Here is a 22,137-nt window from a genome sequence, read left to right as displayed (position 1 = left end):
TTGTCGATTTCATCCGAGGAACGCAAGCGTGTCATTATGGAACAGTTAAAACTGGAGGGACAAGTGAAGGTCCCCGACTTATCCCAGCTATTTACGGTGTCGGAAGAGACCGTTCGCCGTGATTTGGTATTGCTGGAGAAGGATGGGCTGGCCAAAAGGGTATACGGAGGTGCGGTCCTCACCAAGCTGACCAGCTATGAGCCACCCTATCTACAGCGACAGCAGGTGAGGATGGAGGAGAAGGAGCGTATTGGCCGGGCGGCTGCGGAATTGGTCGAGTCTGGTGATACGATTGCCGTTGATATTGGCACGACCACGCTGGAGATGGCGAAGGCCATTGCTGGCCGCGAACGGCTGACGATCCTGACCAATTCCCTGGCCGTCGCCTATCATCTGATGGAATCGCTGAACAGCGGGAAATTCTCCGGGAAGATTGTTGTCGTTGGCGGAGAGCTGAACCCGGAGCAGCAATCGATGTCCGGACCTATGGGGGAAAGTATGCTATCGCAGTTCCGCGTAGATAAGGCATTCATCTCCGTGGGAGGCATCTCTCCGGAACGTGGCATTAGCGACTATGATATCAACGAGACAGGGATGTCGCGGAGAATGGTTGATGCAGCGTCCCGAACCATCGTGTTGGCGGATGAGTCGAAGCTCGGCAAGGAAGCCTTCGTGGAGATCGCTCCGCTCGCTAAACTGCACATTATTGTCAGTAATACTCCGCTTCCGAAGGAGTGGATACAGCCACTTCGCAGCCAGCATATTCAATGGATCGAAGCCAATTAGCATAAGGGAGGAAGAATAGATGTCATCAATAGAAACCAAGCTGGTTGTCGTTGTGTTGGACGGGTTGCGGTATGATGCGGCACGTAAATATTTGGGCTATATGGAGCATTTAGTTGAACAAGGGGAGGTGTCTTGCTACCGTGTGGAGTCTCAGCTTCCCAGCCTGTCCCGTCCACTTTATGAGGTGCTGCTGACCGGAACACCCGTGGCCAGAAACGGCATCAATGCTAACCATATTGCGCGTCTGAGCCGGGAGGAGAGCGTATTCCATCTGGCTACTGCCGCAGGATTAAGAACGGCGGCAGCGGCTTATCATTGGGTGAGCGAGCTATATAACCGGGCTCCCTTCCATTTAGTGGAAGACCGTCACCAGCATGATGAGAGCCAGCCGATTCAGCACGGCATGTTCTACTTTGAGGATCATTACCCGGACAGCCATCTATTCTTGGATGCCGAATACTTGCGTACGACCTATGACCCGAACTTCCTTTATATCCATTCGATGAATATTGACGATATGGGCCATAAGCATGGAGGAGAGAGCAAGGAATATGCCGGAACGGTGCGTATGGCGGACGGTTTGTTAGCCTCCCTGGTCCCGTTATGGAGATCGCAAGGGTATCAGGTCATTGTGACCTCTGATCATGGGATGAATGGGGAGGGGCAGCATGGTGGTACGGAGCCGGAGGAGCGGCAGGTTCCACTGTATGTCTTCGGTGAGCTGCCGCTTCCTTCGGCAGCATTGGAGCGTGAGCGGGGGATATCGCAGCTTTATTTTGCACCCTTAATGTGTCATTACTTGGGGATTAAGCCTTCCGGAGCGATGGTGAACTGGACATAGACAGGAGGATTAGCCGGTGAAGGTTGATATGCATTTTCATTTAGAGGAAGGCCCATATTCGTTGCGCTGGCTTATGCGCACCATGCAGGCCCTCTCTGCCACTGAGCCCATGTCTGCTAGCGCTTCGGGGATGGATGATGATCACTCGCTTGCCTTTGCAGAGCGGCTGTCCGGGCTGTTATCCAGGCGGATACAGCAGGGCTGCTACAGTGAAGAGTGGCTGGACCGTTATTTAACAACGGGCCGCAGCCGGGGAATTCAGCAGTTTGGCGTTGTGGATCATCTGTACCGTTTTCGTGAATGTCGCCCTTATTATGAGAAGCATATGCTGCTTGACGATAGTCCGGTAGGCAAGCTGCAACGCACCTGGCTGGATCAGGTGTGCGTGGCTTCGCTTTCGGAATTTGCCGATTTCATTACGGAAGCCAAGAAGACAAGGTCCGATCTGGCGCTAGGAGTGGAAGCGGACTTTTTCCCTGGTGGGGAGGCAGAGCTTGGCGAGCTGCTTGCTCGGCAAAATTGGGATTACGTGATTGGTTCCGTTCATTTTCTGGAAGGCTGGGGGTTCGATAATCCTCAGGCGAGGGAGGGCTTTGACGGACGGGACATTGTAGCCACCTATGCGGCTTATTATGATCTTCTCGGGCAAGCTTGTGATTCGGGATTGTTCCAGATTATTGCACATCCGGACAATTTGAAGCTGTTTGGCTTTCGCCCCCTTGATGAACGGGAGTTATTGCCATTGTACAGGCAGATTGCTGAGAAAATGAATCGCAGTGGCGTGATTACGGAGATGAATACGGGATTGGCCTATCGCTATCCGGTTGCCGAGAGCTGTCCAAGTCCATTGTTCCTCTCGGTATTGGCTGACCATCGGATACCCCTGACATTATCCTCGGATGCGCATTATCCTGATGATATTGGCATGTTACTGGATGGGGCTCTGGCTGATGCTATGGAGCATGGCTATACAGAGCTTGCCATATTCAGGAACCGGAAACGCCAAATGGTGCCAATTACCCCTTAAGTCGCTGAAAGCTGGATAGCACGTGGTAACAAATACTCACCTCCATTCGTCTTTTTTTTATAATCATTCATTTTATAAGGGCGGGGTGCTCTTCAAGTGAGTGTTCAACAAGCCAGGTTTTCTGTGTGATCGAAAGACGGCTTTTTGAACTGCCTCTTCAAGGACAGGAGGATGGTGCAATGTTAGCGCGGAAGCTCGGCGGGCCGTCCGGCTACAGGAAGAACGAAAGGCAAGCCAGCCGGGGCTGGTATGGACTGCTATACTTGTCGTTTGGGATCTACGTGATGTTGATGGGACAGGTTATTTTGTTTAAGACACTGCCCCTTGATTCATTATTTCATGAACGGCTTAATACGATAAGAAGCGTAAACATGATTCCCTTTCGCACGATCGGGCAATCTTTGGTTCAAGGTGCGATGGACTCGGGGCAGTTGATGGAGAACATCGGAGGAAATATTTTAATTTTTATTCCGCTGGGATTATTTGTGGCCTTCATAGCCAGGCGTTGGTCGTTCTGGGGACAAATTGCCGTAGTGCTGGGCATTTCCTTGTTATTTGAGATCAGTCAATACGTATTTGCCCTCGGCAGCAGCGATATCGATGATGTTCTCTTGAATATTACGGGCGGGGTATTGGGGATAGGCTTGTATCTGTGGCTGGAGAATCGGACCCGTACGCCGAGAAAGCTGGTGGTGATGCTCACCGGAATTTATCTGTTGGTAGGGGCTGGGGGAATTGCTTCTATTACTGCCTATGATACGAGCTTAATTCCTTTTGTGGATGCCAAGGTTGTCTATGCCGACGAAAATAAAGAAGTAATGGCCGGATGGGAGGAAGCGTCCCGGGATTTGTTCGGCGATTTGGAGGGCGTAGGGAAGGATGCAATTACGGTGCGGACCAACCCTGCTTATATGGTGATGACAAGGAAATCGACGGAGGGGTCGGACAGGGAGACTGCGACCACACTGGAGACGGAGCCCAAAGAGGTCACTTTCGCCGTCGATGCAAAGACGAAGATTTTTATTCGTTACATTCATGATGAGGGCAAGCAGGTGATCAGCCGCTATGAAGCAGTAAGCTGGTCATGGTCGGAAGCAGCACATTGGCTTGAGCGTGAGGGTGCAGATCAAGGCGCCGGCTCGGCCCAGCCGCCGACCGTGAGCGTATGGTATTCAGAGGAACGTCCTGGCGTAGCAGGGGCACTGCTGATTAGCATGATGGAGTAACTGGGAGCGCAGAAGCTGGAGAAGCGTCGTTCGTACCGCAAATAGCGGATGGAAGGACGCTTTTTTTGATATATTAAATTTCTTTTCCGGCCTTGATGAAACCAATTGGTTCATTGTCATGTATTATTAAGTAAATACACAACCATCGAAGGAGGAACGGACGTGGGAATCTTATCGAGGTTTCGGGATGTTATGCGGGCCAATATCGGCTCGATGCTAGAGGGTGCCAAGGAGCCGGGGGCAGCGGTAGATGAATATATGAGGCAGGTGCATCTGGATTTGGGCCAGGTACGGGCCGAATCGGCTTCACTTAAAGCAGCGGTGGGTCGGGCCAGGCGGTCGCTTGAGGAATGCGAGGCGGATATCCGCAAGCTGCAGCGTTATGCCGAGAAAGCGGCGGAATCCGGTGATGATGAGGGAGCGCTGAAGTTCTTGCAGCGTAAGGCTGCGCAGGCAGAGGAACGCAGCAATCGGCAAGCCGCTTACGAAGAGGCGGTAGATCAGGCAAGCAAGCTAGGACAAATGCAGGCAAAGCTTGAGGCTGATGTGAATGAGCTGGAGTCGCGGCGCGCTGTGCTACAGGGCAAGCTTGCAGAGGCGGAGGCATGGCAGCGGAAGAATGCAGTGGCTGGCGAACGGTCCAGCTTCCGGGCTATGGAGGAGAAGGCCGAGCTTGCCTTGAACGAAGCCCTGGCACTCGCCGAGCTTCGAGGGGGCACACGTGAGGATGATCTGGATGAGCTGATGGCTCAGCTAGAGCGCGACACCCAGGCAGCGAAAGAAGCTCAAGCTGCTCCAGAGGAGGTCAACCAAGCCTCAGGGCAAGCCGAGCCTGAAGCTGTCTCGCCCGAGGAAGAACTTGCGGCCTTGAAGGCGAAATTGAATAAGGAATCCTGAGAATTACTTATAGAGGTTGTTCAAAAAGTCGTCTTCACAGGACGGAGTTGTTCAAGGAGTAGATTCGACATCGAATCTTGAATTCAGCTGGGCCTTCCGTTGCTCACGTAGATATCTCTACGCTCCGCTACTCAGTCCCTAGCTTTATCCAACCTTCTCGGTCCTGTATACCCGACTTTTTGAATACGTACTTATAGATTGAGGTGAGTAAATGCCGGTCATCGAGTATAAATGTCCCAACTGCGGCAGTGGCATGCGCTTTGATAGCGTGACAGGGCAGCTAAGCTGTCCAAGCTGCGGGCGGCAGGACAATATCGAGCAAATTCCTGATCCGCTCAAGCAGCAGGTCTATACCGACAACGAGGTTAAGGAATATCATTGTGAAAGCTGCGGCGCGGTCCTTGTGACGGAACCGGAGACAAGTGCGACTACCTGCACCTTTTGCGGGTCGGCCGTCGTGCTGAGCGATCGTCTGAGCGGAACACTGGCCCCGGTAAAGGTCATTCCTTTTGCGATCAGTAAGGAAGAAGCCAAGGAGGCATTCAGGAAGTGGTGCAGAAGAGGTTTGCTGACGCCACGGGCCTTCATGGCGGCGAATCGGATCAAGGGCATTACCGGGATTTACGTCCCGTTCTGGTTATACGACCTGCATAATCGGGTAGAGGCCCAGGGCCATGCAACCAAGGTGAGAAGCTATACACGAGGTGATTACCGCTATACCGAGACGGATCACTTCGCCATCTATCGGAAACTGAATGTTGACTACGTGCGGGTGCCGATTGATGCATCGGAGAAGATGAATGACAAGCTGATGGATCGGCTGGAGCCCTTCCCATATGATAAGCTCAAAGAATTCAGAACTCCGTATCTTGCCGGGTATATTGCGGAAAAATACAGTTATACCGGTGAGCAATTGTTCCCTCGGGTCAAGGAGAAGGTTAGGCCTTATATCGAATCCTTTTTGTCTTCCACGGTTTCGGGATATGCCAGCGTAAGCTTTACTGACAAGCGAATTGATACGGATGTGAAACGTAATGATTATGTGCTGCTCCCGGTGTGGATGTTCATCTATGATTTCAACCGCTCGGAGTATACCTTCGCCATGAACGGACAGACGGGGAAGGTTGTGGGCAAGCCTCCACTTAGCAAAGGGAAAATGGCCGCCTGGTTTGCGGGTATTTCAGGTGTATCTCTTCTGTTGCTTAAAATGGTCTCTTGGCTAATGGGAGGTGGATTCCTGTGAGTGCACGAAGATATCCTTATGGCTGGAGCAAGCGTCTGATAGCAATTACAGCACTTCTGCTGCTCCTGGTTAGCTTCACCTGCGGGCCCTTATTAGCCGGGGTAGCGGGTGCTGCTGGCGGCGCAGATAAGCGACTGATTTACGACGAGGCCGGGTTGCTTAGTGCAGCGGATGTTGCTGCGCTGACAGAGATGGCCCGTAGCTATGGAGCTGAGCGGGAGACAGATATTATCGTCTACACGACCAATAACCCCGAGAGCGAGGACGTGGTGAAGCTCACTGAAGATTTCTATGACGAGCGGGCACCGGGGTATGATAAAGCCCACGGCAACACGGTTATACTGACGCTGGATATGTTGAGTCGGGACATTTACTTGGCGGGATTCTATAAGGCAGAGGACTACTTGGATGATGGGCGATTGGATAAAATCCGCAATCACATTACACCGATGCTATCGGCGGGGGATTACAGACAAGCCTTTGAGGAATATATCCTGACGGCACATCGTTATATGGGCTTCAAGCCGGGGGTTAATCCCGACAATATTTTGTTTGATGGCTGGTTCCAGCTTGGTGCGGCCTTGGTGATTGGCGTGGTTGCTGTTGGGGTTATGGCATATCGCTCCGGCGGACGGGTGACGGTCAGTGGAGCTACGTATGAGGATCGAGGGAAGTCTGGCATATTAGGTCGACAAGATCAATATCTGCGCACGACGGTCACAAAGACGAAGATTCAGAAGAGCAGCAGCGGTGGGGGCGGCGGTGGAACAACCGGAGGCGGGCATTCGCATAGCGGCAGCCGGGGGTCATTTTAACAGAAGGGTGTGGGAAGCATGAGCTTTTTTAAAAATCAGTTTGCCAACGTAGTCGAATGGGAAGAATTCCGGGACGATATGATCTTCTGGAAATGGAACAACCGAGAGATCAAGAAGGGTAGTAAGCTGATTATTCGCCCGGGACAAGATGCGATCTTCCTCAACAATGGCAAGATTGAGGGGATCTTCAAGGATGATGGCGAGTTCAATGTGGAATCTGAAATTGTGCCGTTCCTCTCCACCTTGAAGGGCTTCAAATTTGGCTTTAACAGCGGAATGCGAGTAGAGGTCCTGTTCGTGAATACGAAGGAATTCACCGTTCGTTGGGGAACCCAGAATCCGGTGCTGATTCCGACGCCGCAATTGCCGGGGGGAATGCCCATCCGGGCCAACGGAACGTTTAACTTCAAGGTGAATGATTATGTGACAATGATTGATAAGGTGGCGGGCATCAAGCAAAGTTATCTGGTAGAGGACGTGAAAATCCGGATAACTTCTGTGCTGGATCAGCTGCTGATGAAGTGGATTAGTCGGGAAGGCAAGGATATGTTCAACCTGCAAGCGAACAGTGCGGAGATTGCCCGAGGTATTCGTGAGGATCTGGATATGCAGGTGATGGATGACGGGCTTGCCATTACCGGCTTCCAGGTGATGAGCTTCAATTATCCGAAGGAAATTCAGGATATGATTAACAAGACAGCTTCACATGAGATGATCGGCAATTTGTCCAAATACCAGCAGGTCAGCATGACCGATGGCATGGCTTCCGGTAAAGTACAAGGCGCCGGGGCCGCTTCCGATATGGCTGGTATGATGATGGGCATGAACATAGCCAAGGAAATGATGAAGAACATGAATGAGGGGCAGTCCGCTTCTCCATCTGCGTCCGGTAGTGGGAATAGCGGTGCCAAAAAGCCGAATTTCTGTCCAAATTGCGGAGCAAAAAATGAAGGGGCGAATTTCTGCTCCAATTGCGGACAGAAGCTGGCATAACACGAGGCGCACTCAAGTGAGGCGTAAGTAAGTTGGCCCGGATTGTCAGGCTTCGATCAGGAACTTGATTTATGTTATGATGCTATATAAGTCGAACTCAAGAAAGCGCATAACAATTACGGCTCAAACTAAAAATCAGTGCTTGCCAACAGGGATGTATAGAGCGGAGGGTCGTAGGGATTCTGGAGAAACTTAAAGCTTTCTGAAAGAAAGCTACATCGAAAGCCTACGCTTGTTCGCCTTTGCGAGTGGATTTCAACCTTATAAGAATTAATTGAATCAGGAAAATCCATGAGGGGCAGCGATCGGAAGAACCCTACGAACCCGCAGCGCCCCATCGTCCCCATGACAAGCACTGATTTCGGTTTTGAGCCACAATTATGGGGAGTGGCGTGGGGAAATGAGATTTAATTTGTGGCGGCCGATTTTTCTGATTTTGATTGCCATCCTGACTAATAATTTGGTAACCAACCTTTGTATGCTGCTGGGAATGGCTAAAGAGCCGGCGACCAATGTCGGCTTCTTGGCCATGATAATTGCGGCGATTCTGGTGTATGTCCGGTTCACGAAGAATCGGCAGAGGTAGCCAGCGCCAGCGGCACGGTGAACGTGTGGGAACGGGATAGAACTGAGGCGGAAATGAAAAGGGGAACTTACTGGTTGATGGCCGGTGGGTTCTTTTTTTATCATGCTTTGAAATAAAATTACAAATAAATTTATAATATATTGAAATTTTATTTCCGATGATATACACTGAGGGCAGATAGGAGAGGAGATGATAGGATGCTGAATCATTTAAACACAGAGAAGAGGAATCCGAGTACAGCAGACCTGGACAGGTTGTCGACAGGAAAGATTCTGGAGCTCATGCAGGAGGAGGATGCGAAGGTTTCTCTGGCAGTCAAGGCGAAGCTGCCTGAGATTGAACGTGTGGCTAGGTGCGTTATTCGTAGCTTTAAGCAGGGAGGACGGCTCATTTATATAGGAGCAGGCACCAGCGGTCGCATGGGCATTCTGGATGCTGTGGAATGTGTGCCGACCTTTGGGACGAACCCGGAGATGGTACAGGGAGTCATTGCTGGCGGCGAGAAGGCCATCCGTACGGCTGTGGAAGGAGCGGAAGATTCGCCGGAGCTTGCCATGGAGGATTTGGCAAAACTAAGCCTAAGCGAGAAGGATACGGTTCTCGGGATCGCAGCCAGTGGCCGCACGCCTTACGTCATCGGTGGATTACAATATGCGGCTGGAATCGGAGCCACCACGGCCAGCCTGGCTTGTAATCAGGATGCTGTAATCAGCAAGCATGCTCAATACCCGATAGAGATTGTCACCGGGCCGGAAGTATTAACGGGCTCCACCCGACTCAAGGCTGGGACAGCACAAAAAATGGTGCTGAACATGATATCTACTACAGCCATGATCGGGATCGGCAAGGTGTACAGCAATCTGATGGTGGATGTGCAGCCTACGAATGAGAAGTTGGTGACACGGGCAAAATCGATCATCAGCGAGATTGCGGGCTGCGACTTTGCAACCGCCTCCAATTATTATGAGTTAAGCGGGCATCAAGTGAAGGTTGCCGTCACGATGCTGCTTGCAGGAGTGAGTTGTGAAGAAGCGAGACAGCGGCTTGAACAGTCAGACGGCTTTATCAGAAAGGCCTTAGAACAAGTATAGAGGGGGAGTTGAACATGGGGAAAGAGCAGGACTTGGCATTAGAGATTCTGAATACGGTTGGCGGCATCCAAAATATCGAATTAGTCACCCATTGCATGACGCGCGTGCGCCTTACTTTAAGAGATGAAGATGTGGCTGATATTGAGCGACTGAAGAAAATTCCCGGGGTGTTAGGTGTCATTGTTGAGTCTACACTTCAAATTATTGTAGGTCCCGGTGTTGTGGGTAAGGTAGCGAAGGAAATTGCTGATATCAGCGGTGTGGAGATGGGGGAGATTATTCCACTGGATACGGCGGCCTCCGGTCAGTCGACGAACAATAAGGCAGAAGCTGCCCGCATCGCGGCAGAGAACAAGGAGAAGTACAAGCAACGGAACAACACGCCAATCAAGAATTTTTTGAAATCGATTGCTCATATTTTCATTCCGTTAGCTCCGGCTTTCGTAGCGGCGGGCTTGTTGGCAGGGATCACTTCCGTTATCGGCAACTTCATCACGTCGGGACATTTGTCAGGGGAGGGCTGGCAGCAATTTAGCCTTATTTTGAGCGTAATGAAGAACGGGATTTTCTCTTACATGGCTATCTTCGTAGGGATTAACTCAGCCAGAGAATTCGGGGCGACTCCATCGTTGGGCGGTGTCATTGGTGGGGCTACGCTGCTAACCGGGATGAAGCCGGATTTTCCGATCATCAACTTGTTTACAGGTGATCCGCTGATTGCCGGTCAAGGCGGAATTATTGGTGTCGTTCTCGCAGTGTGGATTCTATCGGTCATAGAGAAAAAAATGCACAAGATCGTGCCCAATTCCATCGACTTGATCGTAACTTCCTTCTTTAGCGTTGTGATTACCGGTCTGTTAACGATTTTTCTCATCATGCCTTTTGCTGGATTCGTAGCAAGCAATCTGCTTTATGCGGTCAACTGGATTTTGTCTGTCGGGGGAGCCTTGTCCGGGTTCATTCTGGGAGGCATCTGGCTCGTGATGGTCATGTTGGGACTACATCATATTATGACCCCTATTCACATTGAACTGATCAATCAGACCGGTGTAACCATTCTGTTGCCGATTCTGGCCATGGCCGGAGCGGGACAAGTCGGCGCTGCCCTTGCCTTGTGGATACGTTGTTATAAGAACAAGCCGCTCACCAACATTATCAAGGGCGCATTGCCTGTAGGTGTGTTGGGGATTGGAGAGCCACTCATTTACGGGGTCACCCTGCCACTGGGCAAACCTTTCGTAACAGCTTGTATAGGTGCTGCATTTGGCGGAGGGGTTATTGGTTATTTTGGAAATGTCGGAGCAATTGCCATCGGGGCTACGGGTATTGAAATGCTCTTGCTCATTGCGGACGGCAAATGGTGGATTTATTTAATGGGTCTGCTTACTTTTTTGGCTTCCTGTTCACCTGGTTCTTCGGGGTACCGAAGGAAGCAAGACAACCTCAGGAGGCGTAATTGTACAAACCCCTGAAAATAAAAAGGAGTGGATCGAGCATGGGTGGTTTCCTAGTTTCACTAACAGAGCAAAGCATTGAGGATACCTTGGAGTATATGGATTTAATGCGCAAGCATGGATTTCTCACCATGTTTACGTCTTTGCAGATTCCTGAAGAAGCACCGGAAGATTTGCTTGAGCCGCTGGGAAGAATCGGCAGATTTGCCGGGGAGCATCAGATGGAGCTGATGGTCGATGTATCTCCAAGGACGTTCCATAATTTCTCCTTGGCCCAGTTGAAGGAGCATGGCGTGACAGGCTTAAGAATAGATAGCGGCATGGACAATACCGAAATTGCTGAGCTTACCCGGGATTGGCAGGTTGCCCTGAACGCCAGCACCATTGACGCGGAATTACTGAACGATCTGCGAGTGAAAGGGGCCAATTTCACAGCGCTGGAGGCCTGGCATAATTATTATCCCCGACCGGAGACCGGTCTGGAGTGGAGCACGTTTCGCGCTCAGAACAAATGGCTGCAAGCGGAAGGACTGAAGGTAGGCGCTTTCATCCCGGGGGATGGACGGCTGCGGGGGCCTTTGCATGAGGGACTTCCCACGCTGGAGCACCATCGACATCAAGCACCGTTCGCCAGCTATTTGGAGCTCATGACCAAGGGAGCTGTGGACTTGGTTGTTATTGGGGACCTATCGCTTAGCGAATGGACTCTGTCGCAGTTCGTGGCCTGGAAGGAGGGAGTGGTCCTGGTCAGAGTAGCTGATCAGCAGCCATCCCATGTCTGGGACGATACTCACCATAACCGGCCTGATATCGCACGAGATGTCATCCGTTCGGAGAACGCACGCAGTCATTTTAAGGGAACGATTGCCCCGTATCGGTGCATCTCCCGCCCTCGCGGTGCTGTCACCCTGGATAATGAAAATTACAAGCGTTACCAAGGCGAACTGCAAATTGTGCTTAACCCTTTACCAGCCGATGAACGCGTGAATGTCATTGGATATGTAGTGGAGAACGATCTCCCGCTGCTGCCGTTCTTGCAGATGAAAGGCTACCCCTTCCGTTTCCTTGCCAGATAGCTGGTCGTTCATTAATATAGTAGTATTGAGTAAAATAAGAAGGGAGGCGTGGAGATGGCCGGGGGCCAAATTTTATCGCGGATCGAAAATGTGATGCCTAAATTGACGCAATCTGAACAAAAGGTGGCACGATTTGTCCTATCCGAGCCTGAGGATGTTGTGTTCATGTCAGTGCAAGAGATGGCCAGCCGTTCCCAATCCAGCAGCGCCTCTGTCATTCGGTTCTGCCGTTCCATGGGATTGAAGGGCTTTCCGGAATTGAAGGTAGCTCTGTCGGCCGATCTGGCACAAGATCAAAAGGTCGGGTACTATGACTTGAACAAAAATGAGAATACAAGCGATCTGATCGACAAAATTCTATCCAATGCGGTGCAGTCCTTGAGAGACACCGTCGGCCTCATCCAGATTGATACCATCGAAAAAGCGGCGCATAGCTTATATCATGCGCCGTCCATATTTGCTTACGGAGTGGGAGCCTCGGGCTTGGTGGCCGAGGATATCGCACAGAAATGGCTGCGATTAGGGAAAAATGCATATGTGTTTTCGGATATGCATGTATTAACGATGAGCTTGGCGAATGCCCCCAAAGGCAGCGTCTTTATTGGAGTGTCTTATAGCGCTACGACCAAGGAAGTCCTGCAGATGATGAAGTTTGCCCAAAAGGCCGGGCTTGTGACGATTAGCTTCACCGGCTTTGGTCGAAGCGAGCTGTCGGAATTAAGCGATATCAGCTTATTCACGTCCCTCGCGCCTGAAGCGAAGGTGCGTAGTGCCGCGACAGGTTCCAAGCATAGCCAGTTCTTCATCATTGACGTTCTGTATTATACTTATGCTTCCCTGGATACGGAAGCATCCCTTGATAAGGTCTACAAGACCAGGGAAGCGATTCAAGAATTGAAGCGCATTGAATCTGAAGACTAAGGGCCATGAGGCCCTGATTCAGACCATCAGGGCCTTGATACCGTTGAAGAACGGGATGATGGATCGGATGGCATTGTAACCCAACTTCATAACTGGCATATACTTCTTGGCGGTCTCAATAAGTTCTCTCATACGTGGTCGTACAGGAATAGCGGTGGTGGGGGACAGGCTGACCAGGCTCCCTGCTCCGCTACCGTAACCATATTCTCCGCCGTTCCATCCCATACCCATGTAGGGGTTGCCAAAGGCCGTGGGGGATGGAATTTCCGGGGGCAGCGGTCGAGAACCAGTTGTCGTATCCCAAGGGGGGGCTGAGAGTCCGTTGAACGAGGGGGACAAGGCTCTGACTTGAGCTTTTTTACGACGAGAAGAGGTTTTTTTGGCTGTTTTTTTGTGAGATTTCTTTGTTTTTGGCTTACCGGACAAGGTCACCCCGTTCTCATCAAATCCACTAATCCATCCTACATAAGTTTGCCCGTTACGCAACGTGATACAGACCGGCCGATCTTTTAATTGTATGGCACGTTGGCGGATTTTTGCCGAATTTGCCATATAAGAATCACCTCATTTGTGGGTTTTCACAAACTTACCTACTTAACCTACATACCTGATTCTATTGTACGTAGCCGCCTGTGAAATGCCTGTGCTTGTTCATCGGTTGCGGAAGATAATCTTGGCTCACTAGAATTTGAGTTCCTGGCGATGAACTTGTGATAGAATCAATAACGATTTATTGACGGACATGCATAAACCCCGGCTAATGTGGGAAATTAACTAATAAATAACCACATTTCCATTGAGGAGTTGGCATACCGAATGAAGACGTTAAATATTGTAGCTTTGACTTTACTGATTGTAGGGGGATTGAACTGGCTGCTGGTGGGACTGTTCCAATATGATTTAGTTGCCGGTATTTTTGGAGGACAAGATTCCACCCTTGCCCGAATCATTTACGTCATTGTGGGGGTTTGCGCAATTTATGCGTTCAAGTTCTTTGGCGATGTGACCGAAGACGAAGTCGCCAGATAAGGCAAGCGCAAGTTCATCAAGAGGCTCCTTCCGGTAGAGATGATCTACTAGGGAGGAGCCGCTTTTTTTATGTCATTTTTGGTGCGGAAACGGTTCTATTTTAGCTCTGACCGATACCCCCGGTCAGATGCTTCTCGGTTAAAATGGTCAGCAGTTGAATACCTACTTCATTATGTCCGCCTTCAGGGATGATCAGATCGGCATATTTCTTGGAGGGTTCAATAAACGCTTCGTGCATGGGCTTTACCGTTGCCAAATATTGCTGATAAATGGAGTGGATCGAACGCCCGCGTTCCTCCATATCACGCAGAACGCGTCGCAGGATGCGCACATCGGAATCCGTATCGACGAATACCTTGATATCAAGCAACTCTCTCAGCTTCTCGTCGTACAGCACAAACAGCCCCTCCACGATGACAATGCGACCTGGCAGCAGTTGAATTGTCTTGTCGGAGCGGGTGTGATTCGGGAAGTCATACACGGGGGCGTACGCTGCTTCACCGTTCTTAAGCAGGGTGAGGTGCTGTACCAGCAGCTCGTTGTCAAAGGCGAAGGGATGGTCGTAGTTGGTCTTCTCCCGCTCGCTCATCACCAGATGGGATTGGTCTTTATAATAATTATCCTGGGAGATAAAAGTTATTTTATCGGTTGCGAGCTGGCTGATAACCGAACGGGCTACGGTGGTCTTCCCCGAGCCGGTGCCGCCAGCGATACCTATAATTAGCATATAATTCCACGTCCTCCTAGACAAGATCCCGTTAACATTTCAGTATTGTAGCACAAGGGTCCTCTTTTTTCATCTGTGCGGTAGCGTTAGAGGATAAAATTACAAAATACGGACACCCTTTGTACAATTATTCGTATAAAAAAGAGGGGCTGAATTTTTGATAATTTATGCCCGATTAGGTTTACAATACAGGTAGCGAAACTGGTATGGCTGTCTCTAATTTGAAGGAAGAGGTGTTGAATGCATGTGGTATACCAAAACCCGGGAAGCTGTCTTGGCAGAGCTTAAGGTAAATGCTACATCCGGCTTATCCTCTGAAGAGGTCAAGGCGAGGAAGGAGCAGTACGGCTCCAACCAATTGAAGGGCAAGCCTAAGCCAAGCCTGTTGAAGCTCTTCTTCGCACAACTCAAGGATATGCTAATCTACGTATTGCTTGGTGCGGTTGTGGTCACGCTGATTGTTGGAGAATATGTAGATGCTATTATTATTCTTGCCGTCGTTATTCTCAATGCAGCCATCGGCGTAATTCAGGAGCGGAAAGCGGAGAAGGCCATTGAAGCATTGCAGCAAATGACGGCTAATAAATCATTGGTTCGACGTGGCGGTGAAGTGAAGGAGATCGATTCCGTCGATATTGTGCCTGGAGATATCGTCATTCTCGATGCTGGCCGGTATATTCCGGCGGACTTGCGTTTGCTGGAGAGTGCTAACCTGCAAATTGAGGAATCGGCGCTTACAGGGGAATCGGTTCCGTCAGATAAGCAAGCCGAGGATCTGTATGAAGATCCCAAGACACCAATCGGTGATTTGAGCAATATGGCCTTCATGTCTACACTGGTCACCTACGGACGTGGGGAAGGCGTTGTTGTGGCTACGGCGATGGATACGGAAATGGGCAAAATTGCCAAGATTCTGGATGAGGACATTCAGGAGCTAACCCCGCTGCAAAAGAAGCTGGAAGAACTGGGCAAAATGCTTGGTTATATCGCTATCGGCATCTGTTTGGTCATCTTCTTGATCGGTTTGCTCCAGGGCCGCGATTTGTTCGAGCTATTCCTTACAGCTATCAGTCTTGCTGTGGCTGCAATCCCGGAGGGACTGCCTGCAATCGTAGCGATTGTGCTGGCCTTGGGCGTGACGCGCATGTCACGCATCAACGCTATCGTGAAAAAGCTTCCAGCCGTAGAAACCTTGGGCTCTGTGAATATCATCTGTTCCGATAAGACCGGAACACTGACACAGAATAAAATGACCGTAGTGAAGCATTTTACGGCCGAATCGCTGGAAGATGATGTTCCCGTTGAAATGATCAAGGCTTTTGTGCTCTGTTCCGATGCGACTTATGAGAATGGGGAAGGCACGGGAGACCCGACAGAGATCGCGCTTGTGGTTTACGGAGAGCAGCATAATATTCTTAAGAGATCGCTGGAAGCAGAATATAAGCGAGTCGGGGAGAAGCCTTTTGACTCCGACCGGAAGCTTATGTCTACCTTGAATCAGACCCGAGAAGGCTACCGGGTACATACAAAGGGGGCCATCGACCAGCTGCTGCAAATATCCAGCTCCGCCGTGGTGAACGGTGAGGTTGTGCCGTTGACCGAGGAACTGAAGCAGCGTTATTTGCAGGCGGCGGAAGCGATGTCGGATGATGCCCTCCGTGTGCTGGGAGCGGCATACAAAGACACGGATCGCATCCTGCCACCGGAGGAAATGGAGCAGGATTTGACCGTGCTGGGCTTCGTCGGCATGATCGATCCGCCACGGATCGAGGTCAAGGATTCGATTCGGGAAGCGAAGATGGCTGGTATTACACCGGTCATGATTACGGGGGACCACCGGAATACGGCGGTGGCTATTGCCAAGGAGCTGGACATTGCTCATTCCTTAGACCAGAGCATGACCGGAGCGGAGATTGATACCTTGTCCGACCAGGACTTTGCTGAGAAAATTCGCAACATTCGCGTATTTGCCCGCGTCTCCCCTGAGCATAAGGTGAAAATCGTCAAGGCCTTTAAGGCCCAAGGCAACATCGTCTCCATGACCGGGGACGGTGTAAACGACGCACCTTCACTCAAGAATGCCGATATCGGTGTAGCGATGGGAATTACCGGGACGGATGTCTCGAAGGGCGCCAGCGACATGATCTTGACGGATGATAATTTTACGACCATTGTCCAGGCAATTCGGGAAGGGCGCAACATCTACGCCAACATCCGCAAGACGGTCACCTTCCTGTTAGCTTGTAACTTCGGGGAGATTGTCGCGATTCTGGCATCGATCCTGTTCTTCTGGCCGTTGCCGCTGCTGGCTACCCAAATTCTCTGGATCAACCTGGTGACAGATACGCTTCCGGCGATTGCCTTGGGCGTTGATCCGGGGGAGAAGGATGTCATGAGGCACAAGCCGCGGAACCCCAAGGAGAGCTTCTTCGCCAGAGGTGCAGCGCTGCAAGCGGTGCTGGGCGGGTTGCTGATCGGGGTATTGACGCTCTTTGCCTTCTACATTGGATTGGCTGAACACGGATATGGCCTGCGGTCGCCGAATATCTCCGAAGAGGCTATGACTTACGCCCGGACGATGGCCTTTGTCGTATTGGCCGCGTCCCAATTGTTCTACTCGTTCTCCAAGCGCAGCGCCACGAAGTCCATTTTCACCATCGGCCTGTTCTCCAACAAGATGCTGGTCGGTGCGGTCATCGCTGGCCTGGTGCTGCAATATGCGTCGATCTCCATCCCGTTCCTGGCCGCTGCCTTTAAGGTACAGAACCTGAGCTTGCTGGACTGGGGTCTGGTCTTCGTCCTTGCCTTGATTCCGTTAATTCTTAACGAAATCATCAAGGTGTTCGTCCGGATGAGAAAAGAAGCGTCAGCCTAATTATGGTTAAGTGGATTCAAGTGCACAGGTGAAGAAGCCTGCGCACTTTTTTTTCTGGATCGGTTAATTCCAACTTCCCGAGAGTCCGCTATAATAGAGCATAAAATAAATCATAAATCACAGGGGGATAGGAAACGGAGAGGAGATAAGTATGATGGCTGACAATCAAGGAAAGAGGGAGAAAAAGTCCTTGTCGGACGCATTCAAGCGTACGGTATATCAAGTGCCGGGGCATGGGAAGCGAAATGTGGATGTGTTGAAGCAAGCCTTGGAGAAGGTGAACGGCGGACTGGATAGCGATATGTATGGAAAAGGACAGGCCATCGAGGACTTTGAAGCCAAAATGGCGGGTGTGCTAGGTAAGGAAGCAGCGGCATTCTTCCCTAGCGGTACGATGGCACAGCAAATTGCGCTTAGAATTTGGTGCGATCAGAGGGGAACGAAGCGAGTGGCGTATCATCCTCTCTGCCATTTGGAGATCCATGAAGAGGACGGCTTGAAGAAATTGCATGGGATAGAGCCTACCCTGCTGGCATCCCCGAATCGGCTCATTCGTTTGCCTGATGTCCATAGTCTGGTGGGCAAGGAGATCGCTTGCTTGCTGCTGGAACTGCCACAACGCGAGATCGGTGGGCAGTTGCCGCCATTTGCCGAGCTGGAGGCCATTTCTTCTTACTGCCGGGAGCACGGAATCAAGCTGCATCTGGATGGTGCGCGCTTATTTGAAATTCTCCCTTACTACCAAAGGACCGCAGCGGAGGTGTGCGCCCTGTTCGATAGTGTGTATATCTCATTTTATAAGGGCCTTGGCGGGATTGCCGGAGCCATTCTGGCCGGGGGCCATGAGTTGGTAGACGAATCAAGGATATGGAAACGCCGCCACGGTGGGGATTTGATCAGCTTGTATCCCTATTTTTTAAGTGCAGATTACTATTACGAATTACGAGTGGGCAAGATGGAGCAATATTATCAGCAAGCCCGTGAGCTGGCTCAGCTCTATAATCGTTGTCGTCATATCAGTACCCTGCCAAAAGTTCCGGTGTCTAATATGTTCCACGTTCACGCAGACCTGCCCAAGAAGCAATTGGAGCAACTCCTCCTTGAGGTATATCGGGAGACGGGGATTGGACTGACGCCTATGGTGAAAGAACGCAGTAGCGGCGGGTGCAGCTTCGAGGTGAATATAGGTGATCGGTATGCCGAGGTTCCCAAGGACAAGCTGCAATTGGCATTTCGGCTGCTGAATCAAAAGTTGCAAACGGAAAGATCGTGAAGAACTTTGAACCGATATTTACGTAAGAGCGTGAATTTCGTTGATTATGCGAAATAATCGATGAGGGGAAAGCGTGTAACCGCTTATCTGAGCCATGTTGATATAAAACCTTCCTCTTTTGACCGTTAACCTGCCTTTACACCTTCCTGGCCGGAGGAGTATGATTCAGCAGTAGTTAACAAATGATAAATACCTGATCGCTGAATTCTGACATATCAGAAACGGGGGAACCATCGAAAAGGGCCTTGCTTGGCCCGTTTCAGGGGTGAATCGCTGGGCTGGCATACTCGCCAACCAAGCGTAGGGCTGCTTTCGTGCCCGAATCCGTCAGCTAACTCCGCAAGCGTCCGAAAGAGGGAATTGTCGTGGTGTACGCTCCGAAAAGAAGCGGCTGCGGGAAAGTCCAACTTTCCTGCGGCCTTTTTCTGTTGTCATCAGGCATCTTGAAGCAAGAAGAGGGGATATAACATGGTAAACAAAATCAAACGGGTACTCATTGGGCGGCCGATGAAAAGCAAGGAAATCGAGGGGGAGAAGCTAGGCAAGCTGAAGGCTTTGGCCATTCTGTCTTCGGACGCGCTATCGTCTGTGGCATATGGGACCGAGCAAATTCTGCTCGTCCTGATGGCAGCGGGATTCTCCGCTTTGTGGTACTCCATTCCGATCTCTTTCGCTGTATTGGGACTCTTACTCATATTGATCTTATCTTACCGACAAACTATCTTTTCCTATCCATCTGGGGGTGGGGCTTATATTGTGGCGATGGATAATCTGGGACGATCCACGGGGCTGCTCGCCGGGGGTTCGCTGCTCGTAGACTACATTCTGACCGTAGCGGTGAGTTCATCCGCCGGGACGGATGCCATTATTTCAGCCTTTCCTGGACTGTATGATCACCGGGTTCTAATTGCGCTGATAATGATTACACTCCTTACACTGATGAACTTGCGCGGAGTGACAGAGTCGGCTTCTGTGCTGGCGGTGCCGGTATATCTGTTTGTCATAGCCATTTTCGTCTTGATTGGTACAGGAGTCATCAAATATGCTATGGGCGGTATTCATGCTGCCGCACCGGAGATGGGGGCTACCGTATCCAACATTAGCTTATTCTTGTTATTAAAGGCGTTTAGCTCTGGCTGTTCGGCCTTAACCGGAGTAGAAGCGGTGTCCAATGCCATTCCCAACTTCAAAAAGCCAGCAGCTCGTAATGCAGCGGCTACCCTGGCGATGATGGGCATTATTTTGTGCACGATGTTTATTGGTATTAGCCTGTTGGCGTATTGGTACGGGATCAAGCCGGACCCTCAGGCTACGGTTGTCTCGCAAATCGCAGAGTCCACCTTTGGCCGTGGCACACTTTACTACATCATCCAGGGCATTACGGCGTTGATCCTGTTCCTTGCGGCCAACACAGCGTACTCGGCGTTCCCGCTGCTGGCGTTTATGCTGGCCAAGGATAAATATATGCCTCATGCTTTTATGGTTCGCGGGGATCGCTTGGGCTTCTCGAACGGCATTATTTTTCTTGGAGTGGCCTCGGCCTTGCTGGTTATTGGCTTCGGCGGGAATACGGAGAGCTTGATTCCCCTTTATGCCGTAGGGGTGTTTATCCCATTTACCCTGTCACAGCTCGGGATGATGGTTCGCTGGCTGAAGCTGAAGCCCAAAGGCTGGATGCTCCGGTTTGCAATCAACACAGTGGGGATGCTGACGACGCTCGGAATTACACTCATTTTTATCATTACCAAGTTCTCGCATGTGTGGGTCGTCTTCATCTTCCTGCCGTTGGTCATGTTCCTGTTCTTCCAGATTCATCGCCATTATCTGAATATTGCTCAGCAGCTACGGATATCCATGGATGTGGAGAAGCCTGTAATGAAGGGAAGCACGATCGTGGTACCGGTGGCCGGAATTACACGTGTCGTCATGAATTCGCTGGGTTATGCCAAATCGCTGACTGATAATGTGGTAGCCGTATATGTGGGCTTTGATGATGAGGAGATCAAGCGGATGGAGCAGAAATGGGCGGAATGGAATCCGGGGGTACGGTTGATTACACTGAGATCGAGCTTTAGAAGCATTGTCCGGCCGATTATGAGGTTTATTGATACCGTAGAGTGGAAGACGTCCGAGACCGATCATATCACGGTGCTGATTCCGCAATTCATTACACGCCATTGGTGGCAAAATATGCTGCATAACCAGTCCAGTCTGGTGTTAAGAGCTTACTTGTACAACCATAAGGACGTCGTTATCGCCACCGTGCCCTTCCATTTGCAAAAGTAGGCTTGGGTGTACGGGTGAATGATCACCAAACCGGGCGATCGCACGTACAATAACCTGAATACCCTAACATGACAAGGAGGGGAATGGGTTGATTGTTCTGCCACCGAGCGACAAGAGCCGGCTATCGCAAATGAGCCTGCCTCCGTTCCAACAGGAAATTGTGCAGGCTATGGAGAGGAGTCCGGTGCCCCATCGGTATAGCTCGCTGGATGAGCTTCTCTTCGAATTGAACTTACGGGGATCGATTGTTGAGTCGGCTTTGGCGCTGAACCAGAGTGGGGCCAAGTTTGCCGTATATCGCAAATCGCATTGTAACGAGATGTACTGGTCCCGTACGGACGAAGGGGGCTTCCGCTTGAGAGAGGGCGTCGCTCCTTCGGTTGCTATTCAAGATATCTATATCAATGGACCGCTTTACGGCTTTGAGTGCTCCATGGCCATGATGATTGTGATGTACAAGGCGGTGCTTGAACAGATTGGCAGCCAGTCCTTCAATACGTATTTTACTAATTTGTATTTATTTGACTGGCACTATGACAGCGACCTTGGGTTCACGCAGATGAATCGCAGGCTGGGAGTGTATCCGGGAGATATCCTCTATTTCAAGAACCCCGACCATAATCCGCAGACTCCGGAGTGGCAAGGGGAAAATGTTATCGTCATGGGGGACGATCTCTACTATGGTCATGGGATAGGACTGCGCACTTCGGCGGAAATCATTGCCGCATTGAATCAGCGGCGGAAGCCAGGCGCGCGAAGATCGGCTTACCTGCTCGACCTCGTCATTCGTCCCGATTATAATCATATTCGCCGGCTTCAGGGCGTGTATGCACGAATCGGCACTTCGGTGTATCGCTACTTTGGAGCAGGACAGCAGGCTTAAGGCATGTTTTTCTGCCAATAAGAAAGTTGAAAATGACGGCAGGGGATAACCCCGATGCCGTCATTTTTTTGCGAAAAGTTTGTGCTTGTTTAATGTAAGCTTGAATGC

19 protein-coding genes, 1 pseudogene and 1 riboswitch are annotated in these 22,137 nt (G+C 50.8%); of the genes and pseudogenes, 18 read left to right on the top strand and 2 right to left on the bottom strand.

What is annotated here, in order from left to right; all coding sequences use genetic code 11:
* The 13 genes and pseudogenes from C557_RS0110005 to C557_RS0109945 all read left to right on the top strand — a co-directional run bounded on the left by C557_RS0110005 (position 1) and on the right by C557_RS0109945 (position 12,956).
* Entirely contained in the window at positions 1 to 786 is a 786-nt protein-coding gene (locus tag C557_RS0110005; protein WP_018751727.1) for a DeoR/GlpR family DNA-binding transcription regulator, read from the top strand.
* A 19-nt stretch (positions 787 to 805) separates the two neighbouring features.
* A complete protein-coding gene (locus C557_RS0110000; RefSeq protein WP_018751726.1) occupies positions 806 to 1,627 on the top strand; it encodes an alkaline phosphatase family protein in 822 nt (273 codons plus the stop codon).
* Positions 1,628 to 1,643: 16 nt separating this feature from the next.
* Positions 1,644 to 2,654: a PHP domain-containing protein gene (locus C557_RS0109995; protein ID WP_018751725.1), complete on the top strand. Its 1,011-nt coding sequence runs from the start codon at positions 1,644 to 1,646 to the stop codon at positions 2,652 to 2,654.
* A 179-nt stretch (positions 2,655 to 2,833) separates the two neighbouring features.
* On the top strand, positions 2,834 to 3,880 hold the full coding sequence (locus C557_RS24165) for a VanZ family protein (RefSeq protein WP_018751724.1): 1,047 nt from the start codon (positions 2,834 to 2,836) through the stop codon (positions 3,878 to 3,880).
* Positions 3,881 to 4,042: 162 nt separating this feature from the next.
* Complete coding sequence (locus C557_RS23305) at positions 4,043 to 4,777, top strand: PspA/IM30 family protein (protein ID WP_018751723.1); 735 nt, start codon at positions 4,043 to 4,045, stop codon at positions 4,775 to 4,777.
* A gap of 211 nt (positions 4,778 to 4,988) precedes the next feature.
* Positions 4,989 to 6,020 carry a TFIIB-type zinc ribbon-containing protein gene (locus C557_RS0109980; RefSeq protein ID WP_018751722.1) on the top strand — a complete coding sequence of 344 codons (1,032 nt, stop codon included), beginning with the start codon at positions 4,989 to 4,991 and terminating at the stop codon, positions 6,018 to 6,020.
* The gene (locus C557_RS0109975) at positions 6,017 to 6,835 is read left to right on the top strand and encodes a TPM domain-containing protein (RefSeq protein ID WP_018751721.1); all 819 of its coding nucleotides are present in this window, start codon (positions 6,017 to 6,019) and stop codon (positions 6,833 to 6,835) included. Before C557_RS0109980 ends, C557_RS0109975 begins: the two co-directional genes overlap by 4 nt.
* 18 nt (positions 6,836 to 6,853) lie before the next feature.
* The gene (locus tag C557_RS0109970; RefSeq protein WP_018751720.1) at positions 6,854 to 7,828 is read left to right on the top strand and encodes an SPFH domain-containing protein; all 975 of its coding nucleotides are present in this window, start codon (positions 6,854 to 6,856) and stop codon (positions 7,826 to 7,828) included.
* 400 nt (positions 7,829 to 8,228) lie between these two features.
* Positions 8,229 to 8,414, top strand: a complete 186-nt coding sequence (locus tag C557_RS0109965; RefSeq protein WP_018751719.1) for a hypothetical protein — start codon at positions 8,229 to 8,231, stop codon at positions 8,412 to 8,414.
* Between the two features lie 197 nt (positions 8,415 to 8,611).
* Complete coding sequence (gene murQ / locus C557_RS0109960; protein ID WP_018751718.1) at positions 8,612 to 9,505, top strand: N-acetylmuramic acid 6-phosphate etherase; 894 nt, start codon at positions 8,612 to 8,614, stop codon at positions 9,503 to 9,505.
* Positions 9,506 to 9,519: 14 nt separating this feature from the next.
* Positions 9,520 to 10,961: pseudogene (locus C557_RS23300) on the top strand (PTS transporter subunit EIIC).
* A gap of 39 nt (positions 10,962 to 11,000) precedes the next feature.
* The gene (locus C557_RS0109950; RefSeq protein WP_018751717.1) at positions 11,001 to 12,035 is read left to right on the top strand and encodes a DUF871 domain-containing protein; all 1,035 of its coding nucleotides are present in this window, start codon (positions 11,001 to 11,003) and stop codon (positions 12,033 to 12,035) included.
* A 54-nt stretch (positions 12,036 to 12,089) separates the two neighbouring features.
* A complete protein-coding gene (locus tag C557_RS0109945) occupies positions 12,090 to 12,956 on the top strand; it encodes a MurR/RpiR family transcriptional regulator (protein ID WP_018751716.1) in 867 nt (288 codons plus the stop codon).
* 18 nt (positions 12,957 to 12,974) lie between these two features.
* Here the strand turns inward: C557_RS0109945 and C557_RS0109940 are convergent, their stop codons facing one another.
* Positions 12,975 to 13,508, bottom strand: a complete 534-nt coding sequence (locus C557_RS0109940; RefSeq protein ID WP_018751715.1) for a hypothetical protein — start codon at positions 13,506 to 13,508, stop codon at positions 12,975 to 12,977.
* A gap of 264 nt (positions 13,509 to 13,772) precedes the next feature.
* On the opposite strand from C557_RS0109940, the gene C557_RS0109935 reads away from it, so the two are divergent.
* On the top strand, positions 13,773 to 13,985 hold the full coding sequence (locus C557_RS0109935; protein ID WP_018751714.1) for a DUF378 domain-containing protein: 213 nt from the start codon (positions 13,773 to 13,775) through the stop codon (positions 13,983 to 13,985).
* Between the two features lie 100 nt (positions 13,986 to 14,085).
* Here the strand turns inward: C557_RS0109935 and udk are convergent, their stop codons facing one another.
* Positions 14,086 to 14,712 (bottom strand): uridine kinase, encoded by a 627-nt coding sequence (gene udk / locus C557_RS0109930; protein WP_018751713.1) that lies wholly within the window; start codon positions 14,710 to 14,712, stop codon positions 14,086 to 14,088.
* A gap of 244 nt (positions 14,713 to 14,956) precedes the next feature.
* Between udk and C557_RS0109925 the strand changes: the two genes are divergently transcribed.
* The 4 genes from C557_RS0109925 (at position 14,957) to C557_RS0109910 (ending at position 22,029) form a co-directional block, all read left to right on the top strand.
* Complete coding sequence (locus tag C557_RS0109925; RefSeq protein WP_018751712.1) at positions 14,957 to 17,587, top strand: cation-translocating P-type ATPase; 2,631 nt, start codon at positions 14,957 to 14,959, stop codon at positions 17,585 to 17,587.
* Positions 17,588 to 17,741: 154 nt separating this feature from the next.
* Positions 17,742 to 18,860: a threonine aldolase family protein gene (locus C557_RS0109920; protein ID WP_018751711.1), complete on the top strand. Its 1,119-nt coding sequence runs from the start codon at positions 17,742 to 17,744 to the stop codon at positions 18,858 to 18,860.
* 188 nt (positions 18,861 to 19,048) lie between these two features.
* A riboswitch (cyclic di-AMP (ydaO/yuaA leader) is annotated at positions 19,049 to 19,221 on the top strand.
* A 107-nt stretch (positions 19,222 to 19,328) separates the two neighbouring features.
* Positions 19,329 to 21,146, top strand: coding sequence for an APC family permease (locus tag C557_RS0109915; RefSeq protein WP_018751710.1), 1,818 nt, complete (start codon positions 19,329 to 19,331; stop codon positions 21,144 to 21,146).
* Between the two features lie 88 nt (positions 21,147 to 21,234).
* Positions 21,235 to 22,029, top strand: a complete 795-nt coding sequence (locus C557_RS0109910; protein WP_018751709.1) for a protein-glutamine gamma-glutamyltransferase — start codon at positions 21,235 to 21,237, stop codon at positions 22,027 to 22,029.
* Positions 22,030 to 22,137 lie beyond the last annotated feature (108 nt).

It is taken from the genome of Paenibacillus sanguinis 2301083 = DSM 16941 (assembly GCF_000374825.1).
Classification (GTDB): domain Bacteria; phylum Bacillota; class Bacilli; order Paenibacillales; family Paenibacillaceae; genus Fontibacillus; species Fontibacillus sanguinis.
The sequence above is the reverse complement of the archived record's forward strand: the minus strand, read 5'-3'. Positions and strand labels throughout refer to the sequence as shown.